The 15,867-nt window shown below is 59.7% G+C and carries 13 protein-coding genes and 1 tRNA gene; 8 read left to right on the forward strand and 6 right to left on the reverse strand.

What is annotated here, in order from left to right; all coding sequences use genetic code 11:
* The first annotated feature begins 42 nt into the window (after window positions 1–42).
* Together ACILSR_RS17090 and ACILSR_RS17095 are read left to right on the forward strand one after the other, a co-directional pair.
* On the forward strand, window positions 43–954 hold the full coding sequence (locus ACILSR_RS17090; RefSeq protein ID WP_395751006.1) for a ThuA domain-containing protein: 912 nt from the start codon (window positions 43–45) through the stop codon (window positions 952–954).
* Between the two features lie 226 nt (window positions 955–1,180).
* Window positions 1,181–2,128 (forward strand): class I SAM-dependent methyltransferase, encoded by a 948-nt coding sequence (locus tag ACILSR_RS17095; protein WP_395751007.1) that lies wholly within the window; start codon window positions 1,181–1,183, stop codon window positions 2,126–2,128.
* 61 nt (window positions 2,129–2,189) lie between these two features.
* On the opposite strand, the gene ACILSR_RS17100 is transcribed toward ACILSR_RS17095, so the two are convergent.
* The 4 genes from ACILSR_RS17100 to ACILSR_RS17115 form a co-directional block, all read right to left on the reverse strand.
* Window positions 2,190–2,702, reverse strand: coding sequence for a hypothetical protein (locus ACILSR_RS17100; RefSeq protein ID WP_395751008.1), 513 nt, complete (start codon window positions 2,700–2,702; stop codon window positions 2,190–2,192).
* Window positions 2,703–2,912: 210 nt separating this feature from the next.
* Entirely contained in the window at window positions 2,913–3,305 is a 393-nt protein-coding gene (locus ACILSR_RS17105) for a hypothetical protein (protein WP_395751009.1), read from the reverse strand.
* Between the two features lie 241 nt (window positions 3,306–3,546).
* Window positions 3,547–4,356: a hypothetical protein gene (locus tag ACILSR_RS17110; protein ID WP_395751010.1), complete on the reverse strand. Its 810-nt coding sequence runs from the start codon at window positions 4,354–4,356 to the stop codon at window positions 3,547–3,549.
* Window positions 4,357–5,287: 931 nt separating this feature from the next.
* Window positions 5,288–5,983, reverse strand: a complete 696-nt coding sequence (locus ACILSR_RS17115; protein WP_395751011.1) for a GNAT family N-acetyltransferase — start codon at window positions 5,981–5,983, stop codon at window positions 5,288–5,290.
* Between the two features lie 82 nt (window positions 5,984–6,065).
* Between ACILSR_RS17115 and ACILSR_RS17120 the strand changes: the two genes are divergently transcribed.
* Window positions 6,066–7,784 (forward strand): DUF4407 domain-containing protein, encoded by a 1,719-nt coding sequence (locus ACILSR_RS17120; RefSeq protein WP_395751012.1) that lies wholly within the window; start codon window positions 6,066–6,068, stop codon window positions 7,782–7,784.
* Between the two features lie 115 nt (window positions 7,785–7,899).
* Here ACILSR_RS17120 and ACILSR_RS17125 read toward each other — a convergent pair whose 3' ends face one another.
* Entirely contained in the window at window positions 7,900–8,082 is a 183-nt protein-coding gene (locus ACILSR_RS17125; protein ID WP_395751013.1) for a hypothetical protein, read from the reverse strand.
* Between the two features lie 228 nt (window positions 8,083–8,310).
* On the opposite strand from ACILSR_RS17125, the gene ACILSR_RS17130 reads away from it, so the two are divergent.
* Entirely contained in the window at window positions 8,311–9,510 is a 1,200-nt protein-coding gene (locus tag ACILSR_RS17130; protein WP_395751014.1) for a sensor histidine kinase, read from the forward strand.
* Between the two features lie 83 nt (window positions 9,511–9,593).
* Entirely contained in the window at window positions 9,594–11,021 is a 1,428-nt protein-coding gene (locus ACILSR_RS17135) for a DUF1501 domain-containing protein (protein WP_395751015.1), read from the forward strand.
* On the opposite strand, the gene ACILSR_RS17140 is transcribed toward ACILSR_RS17135, so the two are convergent.
* Window positions 11,011–13,296, reverse strand: coding sequence for a DUF1549 domain-containing protein (locus tag ACILSR_RS17140; RefSeq protein ID WP_395751016.1), 2,286 nt, complete (start codon window positions 13,294–13,296; stop codon window positions 11,011–11,013). The genes ACILSR_RS17135 and ACILSR_RS17140 overlap by 11 nt on opposite strands.
* Before the next feature lie 169 nt (window positions 13,297–13,465).
* On the opposite strand from ACILSR_RS17140, the gene ACILSR_RS17145 reads away from it, so the two are divergent.
* The 3 genes from ACILSR_RS17145 (at window position 13,466) to ACILSR_RS17155 (ending at window position 15,010) form a co-directional block, all read left to right on the forward strand.
* Window positions 13,466–14,134 (forward strand): hypothetical protein, encoded by a 669-nt coding sequence (locus tag ACILSR_RS17145; RefSeq protein ID WP_395751017.1) that lies wholly within the window; start codon window positions 13,466–13,468, stop codon window positions 14,132–14,134.
* 66 nt (window positions 14,135–14,200) lie between these two features.
* Window positions 14,201–14,902: an HAD-IA family hydrolase gene (locus ACILSR_RS17150; protein ID WP_395751018.1), complete on the forward strand. Its 702-nt coding sequence runs from the start codon at window positions 14,201–14,203 to the stop codon at window positions 14,900–14,902.
* 33 nt (window positions 14,903–14,935) lie between these two features.
* Window positions 14,936–15,010: transfer RNA gene (locus tag ACILSR_RS17155), tRNA-Lys, on the forward strand.
* The last annotated feature ends 857 nt before the right edge of the window (window positions 15,011–15,867 follow it).

Raw genomic sequence — 15,867 nt, forward strand, 5'->3', positions numbered from 1 at the left:
TTGCCAAAAGCGGCCCGGACTGATAGCAACGCCTCCACAACCATGCGCTCCCTCCTCCTTGCCATCCTCGTTTGTGCAGTCACCAGCCTGCAGGCCGCCGACAAGCTGAAAGTCCTCATTGTGGACGGTCAGAACAACCACAAGTGGGACATCACCACGCCGGTGCTGCGTAATGCCCTGGAGAGCAGCGGCGCCTTTACCGTGGACGTCAGCACCACACCGCCGAAGGGCTCTCCCAAAGAGGCCTGGTATGCGTGGAAGCCCATGTTCAGCGACTACGCGGCGGTGGTGAGCAACTACAATGGCGAACCCTGGCCGCAGAATGTGCGCGATGCCTTTGTGAAATATGTGGCGGATGGCGGTGGCTTTGTATCGGTGCATGCGGCGAACAATTCCTTTCCAGACTGGAAGGAATACAACGACATGATCGGCGTGGGCGGCTGGGGTGGTCGCAATGAAAAGTCCGGCCCCTGGCTGTATGTGAAGGACGGCAAGCTCTTCCGTGACACCGTGGCGGGAAACGGCGGCGCCCACGGAGCGCAGCATGAGTTTGTGGTGGAGACGCGCAATCCGGATCATCCGATCACCAAGGGACTGCCCACGCGCTGGATGCACGCCAAGGACGAGCTGTACAGCAAGCTGCGCGGCCCGGCGGAGAACGTGGACATCCTGACCTCCTCCGTGTCCGACCTCACGGCTGTGAGTGAGCCGAACAACATGGTGCTCAACTATCAAAAGGGCCGCGTGTTTCACACCACGCTGGGCCACGCGGACTACTCCATGCTGGATCGCGGCTTCTACACCATCCTGCAACGCGGCACCGAGTGGGCGGCCACCGGCAAGGTGGAGCTCACCGCGGCAGTGCCGGCGGATTTCCCCACGGAAGCAGCGGTCAGCGTGGTGAAACTGGAGGGCTACCCCAAGCAGGAAGCGCCTAAGCCGAAGAAGCCGTAATGCCGAGTTCACGGTTACAGGTTTAAAGTTTCAAGTGTTGAGCTTGAGGAGGACCGGCGGGCTGATGGCGGTTCGTCATGCTGTCGTATACAGACATAATTACTGGAACTAAAGAGGTGTGATATAACAAGATCACCGTAATTTTTTTCTTCCAGGAAGGTCAAGAAGGGCTTATTATCAAGAGATTAAGGCCGGAGCACGGTCGCCATCTTGTCACCACCAGCGCATGCCGCCCATTGCCCAACAGGAACGCTATTCAGTTCGCAAGAACGACTTCGCGCCTTTGATCGAATGCGATGAACTGCTGCGCGAACTCATCGCCCAAGGTGGTCCGCTGCCGGGTGACTATGCGCACATGAACCGCACCCTGCGGCATCTGGGAGACGCGGTGCGCTCCGGTGTGATCGCCAGGGATGATGTGCTTGCTTACGCTCAAGACGTTACAAATCGCTACCTCGAAGGCACCATGCAGGCGCGGGCGCTGGGGAAAAAATACGGCTACAGCGGTGACTTCGAAATCATCGAGGCCATCTACACCATGCAGACTGCCCAGGAGCCGCACCTGCGCCGCTGGGACCTGTATTTCCACTCTCAGGCCGCACCGAATGCCGTGCGCAACCGCAAGGCCTACTTCCACCAGCTGCTGCACTCCCATTCCGCTGGTCGTACCAAGGCGCCGCTGAATGTTCTGAACGTGGCCAGCGGCCCGGCCCGCGACGTACGCGAGTGGGTGCTGGACAACCCGGAGCGCGAGGTGTTCTTCGACTGCGTGGATGCGGAGATCCATGCCATCGAGCGGGCTAAAAAGCTCTGTGAACCCTTTTCAAAACGCGTGGAGTTTTACCACCGCAATGTGCTGCGTTTCCTGCCTGCCAAGGGCTACGAACTGGTGTGGTCCGCCGGCCTGTTTGACTACCTCACGGACCGCACCTTTGTCTTCCTGCTCAAAGCTCTCATGGCCGTGACCAAGCGCGGTGGTGAAGTCGTGGTTGGCAATTTCTCCACCCACAACCCCAGCCGCGACTACATGGAGCTGCTGGGAGACTGGGTGCTGCAGCACCGCACGCAGGACCACCTGCGCGAACTTGCCCTGCAAGCCGGCGCCTCGGCAGATTCCATCGAGGTGATGTGGGAGCCTGAGGGCGTGAATCTGTTTCTGCACATCCGGCGGTAGGGGTGTGGATGGGATGACCAGAGGGTCAAGATCCGTGATGAGTCCACCGGTTTGGATTCCCTCACTGGAAATTGTTAGGCGCTTTCTTCGCTGACAGATTCAATGCCTTGTCGAGCTGTGAGGCGAAAACTGTTTGATTTCGGGCACCAAGAAAATGCGGATTTCGGAGTTTCAAAACTGGCAGGTTATTCGCCAGAGCCACAGGGAAAATGCGATCCCAAGGCTCGTTACCAAATTCGTCCAAACAAGGCTGCCCAAGAGTGGGATTTGCGTCAGTACACTGAACCCATTTTGCGCCGGTATGTTCGATGATCACCTTTCCAAGGTATTGCCCTATAAGCTGCGCCAATTGCTCCAGATCGGAAAGGCCGGGAGGGATGCCTTTCTGATTCAATTCCCAATAGATCTTTTCAAGAGCAACCAACGACTCCCTAGAGCCGTCGATTGACACAGCGTATCCTAGATTATCCAAGAGGAAGGTCAGGTTTGCCGCAGATGCAGACACGTCTTTGACGTAGTTCTGAAACCAGCATTTCATTTTTGGAGAGACCTTTGCCATATTTTCCGTTTTCATCGGTGGGATATGACAATTGTTCAAGGTGGATACTCAGCCGCAGATCTGTCCACAGGTAGCCGAAGCAGAGTTCACCGCAAAAAGATGCAGTCACCTCTTCGGTCTTCTTCTCACGGCCGCTTCATCGAGGTCATGTGGGAGCCTGAGGGCGTGAATCTGTTTCTGCACATCCGGCGGTAGGGGCGGCAGTAGCCAAAGCCGCAGGGGATCTCAAGACTTGAGATTTTTCGTCTTCTCTTCCTCCTCGTCCGCTTCTTCAACCTCGCGTTCAAGGCGCTCTTCCTCGGCTTGTTGAACCTCAAGGAGTTCTTCCTCGGCCTCATCAGCACCTTCTTCGACCAAGAGTTCGTCGACCTCGGCTTCGTCTTCGGCAGCTTGAGGGACGACGCGATAGCCGGACTCCTGAGCAGGGGCGTCCCAGGTTTCGAGTTCGGCCAGGCGAGGGGAAACAATCTCCGGCGGCAAGGGCAGATTTCCCAGCGGGTCTTCGGTGACCGCGGGCGGCGGAGTTTCAATGTTTAACGCGGTGGCGGGCCGGTTCGCCGCAGGTGCGGACGAGGTGGCCGCAGAATTCTCTGAACGGGATGAGGGAGAGGTTTTCATGTGTGAGTCCTTTTCAAAGGCATCGCGGCGAAGGCCCCCCGTGCGTTTGTCTTTTTTGCCGTGCCAGGCATGAACGGCACCCCCTTGAGAAGGGGAAGTTTTGTCATCATGGCCCATAATGCTTCGTCAACGTCGTGGCAAAGGAGCCTGCCGTACGGGAAGCGTCGATATTCTGTCGGCTCCGGATGAGCGGACTTGCTGCAGTGTCATGGCAGGCCTGCCCAGAGGCAGCGTGCTTCAATCAATACTCGGCACGTGATCTCGTGGCGGAGCGCCCACCGGAGCCGGCAAGATACCAGCGCTCCCAGCCCGGACGCTCACGCGTGTCGCGTTGATTTTGGGAGTGCCTGACGACGGGCTTTTGCCGGGGTGGATTGGGCTGCATCGGAGGGATAAGGGCTTTCAAAACAAGGGTCAGCAGAACGAACAAGACAAACCAGGCGATCACACCGCGCGTGCGGCAGCGCTCCAGCAGAGCGCGTGTTTTGGCATTGTAAGCGGGGCGGTTGCCGCCTTCCGCGGTGCGTCTTGTGCGATCCACGGATGGCAGCAGCAAGCAGGCAAGGGGACTGAAGCATGCGGGAACCATCGTGTAGATGAGTGGCACCCATTTTGACCCATCGCCTTCAGGCGGATACTCAATGCCACGGGCTGCAAGCACGCTGGCGGCTGCGTTAAGGACATGCCCCGGCCAGATGGCGCTGAAGTCCAGAAGCTTGATCAGCTGCTCGTTGCTGCGCTGTGCGAGGTAGGCCATGCCGTCCTCCAGAGCTTCCGAATCCTCAAGAGGCCCGAGCCTGGAACCCGCGGCTACCCGAGCCTGGGCGGCATCCTGCGACCGGACGATTACTTGCAGCCCCTCATACCATTCTCCGAAGAAGCGCCGCAGCTCGTCTGTTTTGGAGGCGCGATACACCCCTTCGAAAGGGATGCCCAGTTCGCTCAAAGTTTCGCGGATGAACTGCCCGTCCTCCTCGGAACGGATTTCACCGATGGCGACCGCATGGTTAGCATGTTCGTCTTCCCGATTGGAGCCATCATGATCAGCCATTGCCTGCGCCCATATCCGGCGTGCTTTGAATGGCAAGGCAAGAGTGGCTGGGATTGCGCCCAGGCGTGGCAACATTTCACGCGCCAAATGTTGCCGTCTTTTTCGCCGTTTTCGCTGGTGGACTGCGCTTCGTTGCGCAGTGGTGCGTTCTTCTGCGTTTGCCTTCCTCTTCAAAAACGGAGGAAAGGCGAAATGTTGCATGTTGCACCGCCTAAGCACGGCAACATGGCAACATTTTGGCCGGAGGGTGGGCTGAATCTCTGGAGGAGGGGGACCATCCTGGTCCCCTGGTTCGAGGGGGGGGAACGCGGGAGCGTTGTGGGATCAAGATGATCCCACTCATGCCGGAGGCGCTGGGACTGCGAAGGGGGGAAGAAGCCATGGGCATGAATGAATGTGTGTGGATCTATATATAACGATCAATGCTGCCCTGTCCGCATGGCCTGCCAGGCGCTCGAGACATCCTTCCTTTCCACACTCCAGGGACGGCGCCCCTTTTTAGCGCCCGCGACGCTACAGACCCGAAACTTCGGAGCGTTTGCGCGAGGTTCCGCGCATTCGCGAACGCGACAACGTTTTGGACTGCGTGCGGCAAGTGGCGCGACGCCGCTTTCGAGGCGGTCTGGGGTGTGCAAGAGGCCCGGAGCTTGCGCCGCCTGACCTACTCGCCCCCGCATCCATGGCAACATTTCAGCGCTCAAAATGTTGCCATCTTTGGCCGCCTTTGGCCGGGTTTTCTTCGCTTTAATGCCATGAAATGCTGCTTTATGCCACTATATGCGCACGCAGGAGGCGGTATTTGGGGAAATGTTGCCATGTTGCCGTGCTTAGGCGGTGCAACATGCAACATTTTCGCGCCACCTCGGGCAGGCGTTACGGCGGCGTCAAGGGTGCGGCAAAAAGATGCCTGATGCCGTGCTTAGGTGTGGCATCAGGCATCCAATCCGGCGGGCGACGGCTCACGCGGGCTGGGCTGGACTGGCACCCACGCACCTGAACCCCACTCCAGATACTCCGTGCCTCGAAACTGCTTTTTGTAGTCATACAAACTCGGCTCGCGGGTGGCGTAGCCGGGGTAAAGCCAGCGGAGGCCGAATTGTTTGCAGTGCTGGATCTCCAGAAGGAAGGTGTAGATGCCGAGGCTGCGCTTCGAGTACTCGGGCTCAAAGAAAGCGTACACGCTGGAGGCGGCGTTCTGACCCACATCGAAGAAACTGGCGGCGATGAGGCGGGGGCCGTCGAAGACGCGGAGCATGTGGCATGCACAGGGGCCTCGGGCGGGGTCGGGGCCGAGGAAGGTTTCGAGGGTGTCGGGGATGTTGTGGGTGAAGCGCTGCTTGTGGCGCTGGAAGAGGGCGCGGAGGCTGCCGTCGAGCGCGGCGGGGGAGATCTCTGTGCGGAGGTCGATGTTCCTGTTCAACACGCGGCGCTGGCTTTTGGTGAAGGTGCAGGACGCGAGATCGATGCGCAGCGGCGTGATGGTCTGCAGCCCGCCGCCGGCCGCCTCCTGCAGGCTGTAGCGGAAGAAATGCCTGCCGAAGTGCCTCCAGCCTGCTGCCCAGATCTGGTCCATGACTTCCGCGGGAACGGAATCGCAAATGAATGCATCGTCGAGGACTGGCGTCATAGGAGGGTCTTATTAATCCATTCACGCTGATTGACAATCCCGCGCGTGCCCGCACACTCCGTGAACGGCAGCCCCTACGCCCATGAACCTCCTGCAACGCATCGAACGCGTTTTCTTCTGGCTCTCCGCAGCCTCTTCCGACAACCTCGACGCCTGCCCTGCCTGGGAACGGCGTAAATACGTGGCCTTTGGCGCCACCGTGCTGGTGCCCTCCACCTTTGCCATCATCGCCTGTGCGTATGCGCTGAGCACGCTGACGGACAACTGGTATGTCATCGTGCCCGTGTCGCTGGTATGGGCCTTCATCATCCTCACGGTGGATCGCGCACTGCTGGCCACGTACCGTGCGTATCAGGGCTTCTTCCGCAAGATTTCCCAGTTCTCCCTGCGCATGGTGGTGGCGGCGCTGATGGGGATCACGATTTCGCATCCGCTGACGCTGCTCCTGTTTAAAGACACGATCTCCTCGGTCATTGAAAAGAACCGGCAGAATGAGATTGAAGCGGCGCGTGAGGCCTCGAAGCAGCAGAAGGTCGCCGTGGAGGCGCGCCTGGTGCCGCTGGAGGAGGAGATCGCCAAGCAGCGTGAGAACTGGAACGCGACCTTCAACGCCAAGTTCCTCGACGACAACGGCAAGCCCATCGAGAAGCCGCTGACGGACGACGAGAAAGCGGCCAAGGCAGCTCGCGAGGCCAAGATTGCCGAAGCAGTGGCACCGGGCAAAGAGCGCCTGGAAAAGCTGGACACCGAGATGGCTACGCTGAGCAAGGATTACCAAAAGATCGCGGAAGAGCTGAACCACTGGCAGTCGGAGTTCGAGCGCGAGGTGAACGGCCAGCGCAGCGGCATCATCGGCCTGGGGCCGCGTGCCAAGAGCATTCAGGAAGACCAGCTCACCTGGCGGCGTGCCGAGTCCGCCCGCCTGAGCGGGGTGCTCGACACCATGACCAAAACACGCGTGTCCGTGGTGGCGGAAATCAAAGCTGCCGAGGACGGCGTGAACGCTGCGCTGGATGCGAAGGCTGCCGAGGATGCCGCACGCGACAAAGCAGAGCGGGACCGGGTGGCCGCGCTGAAGCAGAAGGTGCAGACGGAGCAGGCGGACCAGTTTGTGGGCCAGCAGAACGCCATCCGCGAGACGCTGAAGGCGCAGATCGATGCACTGCTGCTGCAGCAGAAAAACATGAACGAGGAGATCGGACAGCTCATGAAGGACGAAGAAACCCGGATCAGCAAAATCCGCGAGGAGCCGCGCCGTGACATCCTCAAGCAGACCCTGGCGCTGCATGAGCTGTTCAATCAGGGGGCTGAGGGCGGCACCTTTGCACGGGTGGCCTATCTGGTGCTGACGCTGCTCTTCATGCTGGTGGACACCATTCCGCTGATCATGAAATTCTTCTCCAAGCCCGGCCCCTATGACACGATGGTGGACCGCGAGGAGATGGGCTTCGAAGGCGAGCGCAAGGCCTTCATGGAAGGCTTCAGCCTGCAGATGAAGGAGCTGGCCGGCAGCAAGATGCTGAACCTGACGCGGAACAAAACGCTGGAGCGCTCTTTGATCACCAGCGTGGATGGCGCGCGTTCAGCCAAGGAGTTCCTGGTGTATCTGATGGACCTGGAGCGCGAATTTGAAGAGCGCAGCCGCGTGGCACGCGAACTGGCTGCGAAGAGCGGCGTGAGCCACACGGCCGAGGCGATCGAGGAAATGTCCCGCAACTTCTACGCGGACCTGCGTGAGCGCATGGAGAAGTTCTTCCATGACGACGACCGCCGCCACACCCCGGCGACGGGCAGGGCGTGAACAACCTCAACGCACAGGCGGAGATGAAAATCTTCCGGCATTCTCCGGTCGTGCATGTGATCTGCGCTGCTTTCCCAAATCTGGACGGCCTCGTATTTCTCAGCCCGGTGGAGGGTTACTTTTTCGGACGCTTGTGCGTGGAGGAGTCGCGGATCAAAAGCTCGGAGTTTTTGACCGTTCCCAGCGCGTGACCCTGGCCTGCTTTCACCTCCTTGAATGCCTGTTCCGGTGTGTCAGCGGCAACTTCAATGAGGGTTTGCTTGGTCTCTACCTGTTCGACAGTGATGATGGATGACATGACTTTGAAGGTGGTTCGCCCTGAGATCGCGTTTAACCACCCAATCGCGTGCGTGCATCCAAAGGATTTTGGAGATCTGGAGGGCCCCGCTTCTTCGGGTCGCCCCAAACTCAGCGGTCCCTTCCCCATACCCGTCGTCCTGGAGTCGGTGTTTGTAATCTTTGGCGCTACGTGAGAGTAAAGGCGTTTTGCGGCTCTCCCTTTTAAATTCGAGCGTATAAAGCTGCGATGTCCGCACCCATTTCAAGCTCCCTTTCAGACCTTGCGATGCTGGGGCAGACTCTAAAAGCAAACAGCGAGCGGATCGTGGCGGAAAGCGCCGCCGTGTTTGCCAGTGCGGGCCGGGAGCGCGCACATCCTTTTCCATTGGATGCCGTGCCGGGCGGTCTCCCCTTGTTGTTGAGTGAATTGATGGCGCTCCTTCCTCAGGCGATTGCGGAGGGAGATGTCACGCTGTCCGCCGGCGCGGAAAAACTGGAAGTCCTGGCAGAACTGCGGCTGGATGTGGTCATCAAAGCTCTGGAAGGTGTCAGCGAAGTGGTGGTGATGGAGCTCAAACGGTTGGAGGGATCTGTGGCGAAGGGCTTTTTGGACGAGGCCTGCCGGGAAACCAGACTCTTTTTCGACCTCAAGATCGCGCATTACTGCCAGAAGTTTGTGGCCGCTCAGGGGACGGAGCTCACCTTGCACACCAGGCAGCTCGATGAAGCGAGCGAGAGGCTGGCCGCGGATGGTGCCGGCGCCGATGCAGCGGCGCACTCACGGGTGCAACTGCTGCAGGGGGTGATTCACGAGCTGCGCAACACCCTGCAGTCAGTCGTTCTTCACGCGACTTCTGTGGTGGATTTCCCACGAGAAGCCGGAGTGGCGGAGGTCATGCAACGGCTGACGGCGAACGGCATCCGTCTGCAGGAGCTGCTGGACCGGCTCGGGCTCTACGCGTCTCTCCTCGCGGGTGAATGGTCCAACCGCATGGAGTCCGTGGATGTGGGCGTATTTCTTCAGGACCTGGAAGTGCGGCACCGTGGCCTGGCCAGAACCGCCAGCACCCGCCTGACGTGCCGGCAGACCAGCGGCCCCTCCCAGATCATCACCGACGCCGGCAAGCTCAGCCTCATCGCCGACAATCTGGTGACCAATGCCGTTCATGCAGCCAAGGGCGGACTCGTCCAGGTGGAAATGTCAGAAGGGGGAACCGGGCGCATGCTGCTGACGGTGACGGACAACGGCCATGGAATTCGCCTGACGGAAGCCCGGCACCTCTTTCGGGTGATCCACCACGTGGAGGGATCCAAATTCTCAGGACTCAAGCTTGGGCTGCTGGCCTCACGGCATCTGGCGCATCTGCTGGGTGGAGAGCTCACGTTTGAATCTGAGGAGGGCAGGGGAGCGACGTTTCAGGTCTCCTTTCCTCGTGTGCTCCGCTGATCGGCAGCGGGGCGGGGCCGATTCCTTGGAGCAAGAGGCGGCGGATCCGGCCCGTATGTTGCTATGTGAAAGTCATGCCTGCCATGCCCCCATTCAGCCGTCGCGAGATGCTGCGAAGCTCCTGCGCGGGTTTTGGCTATCTGGCCCTGCAAGGAGTGCTGGGACTGGAGTCTGCAAAAGCAGCGGTGATCGATCCGCTGGCACCGAAGCAGCCGCATTTTCCCGCCAGGGCCAAGCGAGTCATCTTTTTGCTGATGAAGGGCGGCCCTTCGCAGGTGGACACGTTTGATCCGAAGCCGCTCCTGGAGCGTGACAACGGCAAGCCGCCGCCCTTTGCGCTGCCGCGCGTGAAATTCGCAGAGACGGGCAACCTGCTGAAGTCGCCGTGGAAATTCCGTCACTATGGCCAGAGCGGCCTTCCGGTGAGCGATCTCTTTCCGCACGTGGCCAAGCATGTGGATGACCTGTGCATCATCCGCTCCATGCACGGCACCAATCCCGCGCATGGTGGCGCCTTGCTAAAACTGCACACCGGCAGCGACACCTTTGTGCGCCCGAGCCTTGGCTCGTGGGTCAGCTATGGGCTGGGCACGGAGAATTCCGACCTGCCCGCTTTCGTCACCATCTGCCCGACGCTGGCGCATGGCGGCGTGAACAACTGGGGGTCTGCCTTTCTGCCAGCGCACTGCCAGGGCACGCCGCTGGGAAATGCCAGCATCCCCGCGGACCAGGCGGTGGTGCGGCACATTCACAACAAGTCCCTGTCTCCCGAGATGCAGCGCGCCCAGCTGGATCTGGTGTCGCAGTTGAACCACGATCATCTGGGGATGGCGGGTGCGAATGCGGCGCTGGAGGCACGCATTAATTCCTTTGAACTGGCCTACCGCATGCAGTCCACCATGCCGGAGCTGCAGGACATCTCCGGCGAGACGGAGGCCACGCGCAAGATGTACGGCCTCGACGATCCAGTGACCGCAAACTTCGGCCGCCAGTGCCTCATGGCGCGGCGGTTTGCCGAAAGCGGTGTGCGCTTTGTGCAGGTGACGCACAGCGATGGTTTCGTGCAGTGGGACCAGCACAGCGATCTGCTGAAAGGCCACACCAAGAACGCGGCCGAGGTGGACAAACCCATTGCCGGACTGCTGGCAGATTTGAAATCACGCGGCCTGCTGGATGACACGCTGGTGGTTTGGGGCGGTGAGTTTGGCCGCACACCCGTGGCGCAGGGCACCGACGGACGCGACCACAATCCGCATGGCTTCACCATGTGGCTGGCCGGTGGCGGCAGCAAGCCGGGCACCGCTTATGGCGCCACGGACGACTACGGCTACTACGCCGCCGTGGACAAGGTGCACATCCACGATCTGCACGCCACCATCCTGCACCTGCTGGGCCTGGATCACCTGAAGCTGACCTACCGCTACGCCGGGCGTCCGGTTGCAGCGCAAACGGAACTCCCAGACCCGTTGCGGCGCAACGGGTCAACTTCGGGGGGCGGCCTTACTGAATGAAGAAGAACTGACGCGTGTTCAGCACGGTCCAGAGAACATCGCCGCGGTCGGTGCCGTCGGCGTTGTCCACGATGGGCTTGAGGAGCTCTTTCTCTTCGGTGGAGGCTTTGCGGCTGAGCAGGCTGAGATACACCGTGTCGATGACTGCCTCAGGGCTTTCCTGCCTGGCGCGGTCCATCGCGCGGGCGATGACCGTGTAGCGGTTCATCAGATTGTTGAAGAGTTTGCCGTTCAGCAATGTGAGCGCCTGGCTGACGCTGGCTTCGTCATTGGAATTTTCCACCAGCTCGCGGTCGCTCTGGCCGAACTCGCGCAGGAAGTGGCCGTTGGGTGCGGGGCTGCGCAGATCCGCGGCACGCAGCATGTAGCTGTCGCGGAAGTTTTCCCAGGCGACGAGGGAGGCCTTTTCATTCTTGTCGTCCACCTCAAAGCGCTCTGAGTCTGCGGCGAGGCGGGCCTTCGCCAGCTCGGTGAGCTTGGCGCGGCGCTGCTTGGCCAGGATGGCGAGCGCTTCATCCATGCTGAGGTCCTCACCGTTTTTCTTGAGCTTGATCGCGGCGGCGACTTCCTTGGCGAAGTCTGCATCTTTGGTAAATTCGTCCAGCTTGCCTTCGCGGGCGAGTTCGGCAAAGCGCTTGAATCCGGCGTCATACACCACGGCGTCCACGGCTTCGTCGATGTGCTTGCGCTGGTTCTTGATGAGCTCCCGAGCCTTGCGGATGGCGGCTTCGTCCTTGGCCTTGGTGGCCGCCTCCATGCTTTCCTGCGCGGCGCGCACTTCAGCGGCCAGTTCCTTCTGCTTCTGCGCCACTTTGATGGTGCAGGCCTGAAGCTCCTTGGGCGAGAGGCTGTTCAGCGCACGGTCGAGCCATTCGATGCGGCGCAGTGCGATCTCGCCATCCACCTTGGTGGCGATGCTGGGCTGGTCTGCGCTGGGCTTGTAGAGGGCCACCATGCTGTCCCAGATCTGTTCGGCGCTCATGCGGCGCAGGAGTGGGCCGGGGAAGTTGTAGATCTCGCCGAGTTCGACGTCCTTCGTGTAGGCTTCGCGCTGGTAGGCCTGGGAATTCAGAATGCTGCGCAGAACGACCTTCATGTCGTAATTGGCAGCCTTCATTGTTTCTTCAAGGAAGGTCATGAGCTGCGGATTGCTCGGCACGGTGCTGTCCGTGATCTCGTCAACGGGTTCGATGATGCCCTGGCCCATGAGCTTCTTCCACAGGCGGTTCGCGATGACGGTGGTGAAGCGTGGATTGTCCTTGCTGGTCATCCAGGTGGCATAAGAGGCGACCGGTTTGACGCCGTCCTTCACGATTTTTCCATCCTTGCTGAAGGAGGCGGGGATGACGGGTTCCACCTTTTGCTTGGGCTTGGCATCGGTGTACTGGTAATCATGCGGCAGCACGAGGGGCTTTTTGTCCGTCTGATCCAGCACGGTGTTGTAGCGCAGCGGGCGGAGGATTTCGGTCATGGCGCGGCCCACGTCCTTGCGCTCAATGCCTTTGGGCAGGTCAAATTTGGAAACGCTGCCGCCGTAGCGGTTGCTCTTGTTTTTCGGGGCGCCGCCACCGTAGATCGCCTGGGCCAGCAGCGGATTGGTCAGGCCATTGCTGCCGGTCATGCCGTAGGTGTGGGCCGCCATCTCATAGTAGTCCATCTGCGTCCACTTGTCGAAAGGGTGGTTGTGGCACTGGGCGCAGACCATGCTGGTGCCGAGAAAGATCTGGGTGGTCACCGCCATGTTGTCGAGCGGCATGTTGTAGTCGCGGATGTAGAATCCGATGGCGCCATCCTCGTAGCTCTTTCCGCTTGCGGTGACGACCTCGCGCACCATCTGATCGTAAGGCTTGTTCTCCCGCAGGCTGTCCTTCAGCCACTTGGAGTAGCCATAAAAGGCGGGCAGGCTCTGTCCGCCGCCGACCATCTGGCTTTTCATGCGCAGGATGTCGGCCCAGTAGTTGTAGAAATTCTGGACGTAGCCGTCGCTGGCAAGGAGCTTGTCGATCAGCCTGGCCCGCTTGTCGGCATCGGTGTTCTTGAGAAATTCGGTGGTTTCCGCCAGGGTGGGGATGCGGCCCGCGACGTCGAGATACACGCGGCGGACGAAAACTTCATCGCTGGCGGGTTTGTTGGGCTGGATTTTCTCCTTGGCCAGCTTGGCGTTGACGAGTTCGTCAATCTTGGCGGCGGTGGCCTGGAGGTCGGGCGCGGCGTGAACCATCAGGGCCGAGGCGGCGAACGATGCGAAAAGGACGCGAAGGGGATTCAACTTCATGGGATTACAAGGGGGTAAGCGCGATAACGACACGCCGGAAGCGGTCTTTCCGAAGAAGTGAAAAGGAAATGGCGCGGTGCACCACCCCAAAAAAGCGCATTGAAACAATGATAAGCCGATTTTAGCTTTGACAATCGATGCTCCTTTCCGACAGAATCACTTATTATCTATGAAATTGCTCCTGCCCCTAGTTCTCCTCTCGACCCTCGCCTCCTGCACCAGCATGAAGGAAAATCTGGCGAACAATCCCCGCCCGACTTCCGTGCTGCCCTGCCGTGACGCGGGTCTTGTGAACAAAGGACTGGGCTACGCCAGCCAGGGAGTGGGTTTTGGCACCAATCACGTGGTGGATGTGGTGGATGACGGAACCAACTTCGTCGGCAAAGTCGGAGATCAGCAGGCGCGTGATTACACCAACATCGCTGAAAATGCCGTGTTCCGCACCGATGACATTGCTTTCCGCGAAACCAACCGCTACACCGACTACGTGATGGACACTGTGGACGACGGTGCCACCTTTGGTGTGCGTGTGATCCGCCGCTGGCCCGGAGTGGCCACGGGCATCATGCAGCGTGGCATGATTTCCACCAAGCGCGTGTATCAGTCCGCTCTTTACACCTACGGGGAAACAGTGAGCCGCGGCCTCTTTGGCGCTGTTGACATCATCACTCCGCCTGAGCCCAAGTCCTACATGGTGGGCAGCCTGAACGACCTCAACGCTGGCTACATGCTTCCAGGATCCGGCAGGCACTGCAAGCTGCCGATGCTGCCACCGGAGCCTGAGCAGGAAGTGACATACGGCAAAAATCCAAAAAACCCTGTCACGATGTCCAAGTAAATCGTCTCGATTTTCCACACGGGAGCGGCTGCAAGGTCGCTCCCGTTTTTGTTTTTAAGCTTCGCCATGGCGCTGCACACCCTGTTCTTCGACGCCGCCGGCACCCTGATCCGGCCTGCAAAGCCAGTAGGAACCACATATGCAGAGGTGGCCAGACGCCATGGCATCTCCGTGGCGCCCGATGTGCTGATGCAGGCATTCCGCCTTGCTTGGAAGGAGACGTCCTCACCGCTTCACCCCGAAGGGCAGTCCTCCGCCGATGATGACCGCAGCTGGTGGCTTGCTCTGGTGAGAATGGTTTTTAGCCGTGTGCTCGGCGCGCCTGTCCCGGAGGCTGTACTGGAAGATCTTTTCAGCGAACTCTACGAGCTCTACGCCCAGCCCCAGGCGTGGACGGTGTTTGACGATGTGGTGCCCGCGCTGAACGATCTGGCCCGCGATCACCGGTTGCTGGTACTTTCCAACTTTGACCGCCGCCTCCGGAGCATACTGGGAGGGCATGATCTTCTGCGCTGGTTTGAGCACGTCATCATATCCAGCGAGGTCGGTGCGGCCAAGCCGCATCCGCGCATGTTCCAGGCAGCGCTGGCCGCGAGCGGCTGTCTTCCCCAGGAGGCGCTGCACATCGGAGATGACGCCATCTGCGACGTAGCTGGGGCGCAGGACAGCGGAATCCACGCCTTTCAGGTGATTCGGCCTGAGTCTGGAATGACGGGACTGGTGCAGAAAGTCCGCTCTGGGGCATATTCCGGCTTGCGCAGCGCCTAGATGTGAATACATACCCGCCCCCGTTTCGGGAATGCGCAGGTAGCTCAGCGGTAGAGCAGTTGGCTTTTAACCAATTGGTCGAGGGTTCGATCCCCTCCCTGCGTACCATTCTCATAATGAATGGTTTATGAGCGAATAAGGCAACAATAAGCCTTTAAGGGAACAGAATCCGCTATTGTTTGAAGTGTTCCATCTTTATCGGAATGCTTCTATATGAGTGGGGGCCTGTTGTTGGGCAAAGCGCGAGTTCCGTCAGATCTTATCAATCCAATGGCTCCCCAGCTCTCTCTGTGATATGGTAGCCAAGATGGACAAGCCGACATCAGCATCCCAGCAGAAGATGCAAAGCGTGCAGGATGAAATCTCCTCGCAGATAAGAGTGACGGGGGAGCAAGCACTGGCCCAAGCTCTGCGATTCCACGGTGACCGCCCAATTCGTCCACGGCAATGTTTCGTTGGGAGGAAAAAAGCGGCAAGCACAGCTAACCCAGCTCTGGCGCCCACAATTCCCCATAACGCATGAAACCCGTTATTACGTCCATGCCAGCCAATATGCCCCAGCAGACGGCAACAAGCGTGCAGCCTCCAACCCGCTTGACCAAGGAGCAAGCCTACGCGCAGGCGGTGCGCAACGGTTCCCCAATGCGCCCCAATCCCTTCTATCGTGGGCCAAAGAAAACGGATGGCCCATCTCCGTCTTCAACTACCAAAGATGTATGAAAGCGGCAGTTTGACCAGCCAATATCCTTTGCTGGCATCAGTAGCCGACAGGCGTACATGCGCCTTGATTGGGTAAGACCGGAAAAAGGAGAAGGGCTACGCTAGAACGCACCCAGCCCGACGCCCCCAAGCTCAACGGTCTCTGGCCCTCGCCAGGGGGAATTCCACCGCAAAGATGACATACCCTCCCCACAGTTAAAGCTCACCGCACGGAAGTACTCGCCAGCGCAGCAGCCACGCCCTCG

It is taken from the genome of Prosthecobacter sp. (genome assembly GCF_044222565.1).
Taxonomy (GTDB): Bacteria; Verrucomicrobiota; Verrucomicrobiia; order Verrucomicrobiales; family Verrucomicrobiaceae; genus Prosthecobacter.

Coding starts and splice junctions, on each gene's coding strand:
- ACILSR_RS17105 (WP_395751009.1), bottom strand. CDS start 3,305: ATGAAAACCTCTCCCTCATCCCGTTCAGAGAATTCTGCGGCCACCTCG.
- ACILSR_RS17120 (WP_395751012.1), top strand. CDS start 6,066: ATGAACCTCCTGCAACGCATCGAACGCGTTTTCTTCTGGCTCTCCGCA.
- ACILSR_RS17125 (WP_395751013.1), bottom strand. CDS start 8,082: ATGTCATCCATCATCACTGTCGAACAGGTAGAGACCAAGCAAACCCTC.
- ACILSR_RS17140 (WP_395751016.1), bottom strand. CDS start 13,296: ATGAAGTTGAATCCCCTTCGCGTCCTTTTCGCATCGTTCGCCGCCTCG.
- ACILSR_RS17095 (WP_395751007.1), top strand. CDS start 1,181: ATGCCGCCCATTGCCCAACAGGAACGCTATTCAGTTCGCAAGAACGAC.
- ACILSR_RS17090 (WP_395751006.1), top strand. CDS start 43: ATGCGCTCCCTCCTCCTTGCCATCCTCGTTTGTGCAGTCACCAGCCTG.
- ACILSR_RS17110 (WP_395751010.1), bottom strand. CDS start 4,356: ATGGCTGATCATGATGGCTCCAATCGGGAAGACGAACATGCTAACCAT.
- ACILSR_RS17145 (WP_395751017.1), top strand. CDS start 13,466: ATGAAATTGCTCCTGCCCCTAGTTCTCCTCTCGACCCTCGCCTCCTGC.
- ACILSR_RS17100 (WP_395751008.1), bottom strand. CDS start 2,702: ATGAAAACGGAAAATATGGCAAAGGTCTCTCCAAAAATGAAATGCTGG.
- ACILSR_RS17115 (WP_395751011.1), bottom strand. CDS start 5,983: ATGACGCCAGTCCTCGACGATGCATTCATTTGCGATTCCGTTCCCGCG.
- ACILSR_RS17135 (WP_395751015.1), top strand. CDS start 9,594: ATGCCCCCATTCAGCCGTCGCGAGATGCTGCGAAGCTCCTGCGCGGGT.
- ACILSR_RS17130 (WP_395751014.1), top strand. CDS start 8,311: ATGTCCGCACCCATTTCAAGCTCCCTTTCAGACCTTGCGATGCTGGGG.
- ACILSR_RS17150 (WP_395751018.1), top strand. CDS start 14,201: ATGGCGCTGCACACCCTGTTCTTCGACGCCGCCGGCACCCTGATCCGG.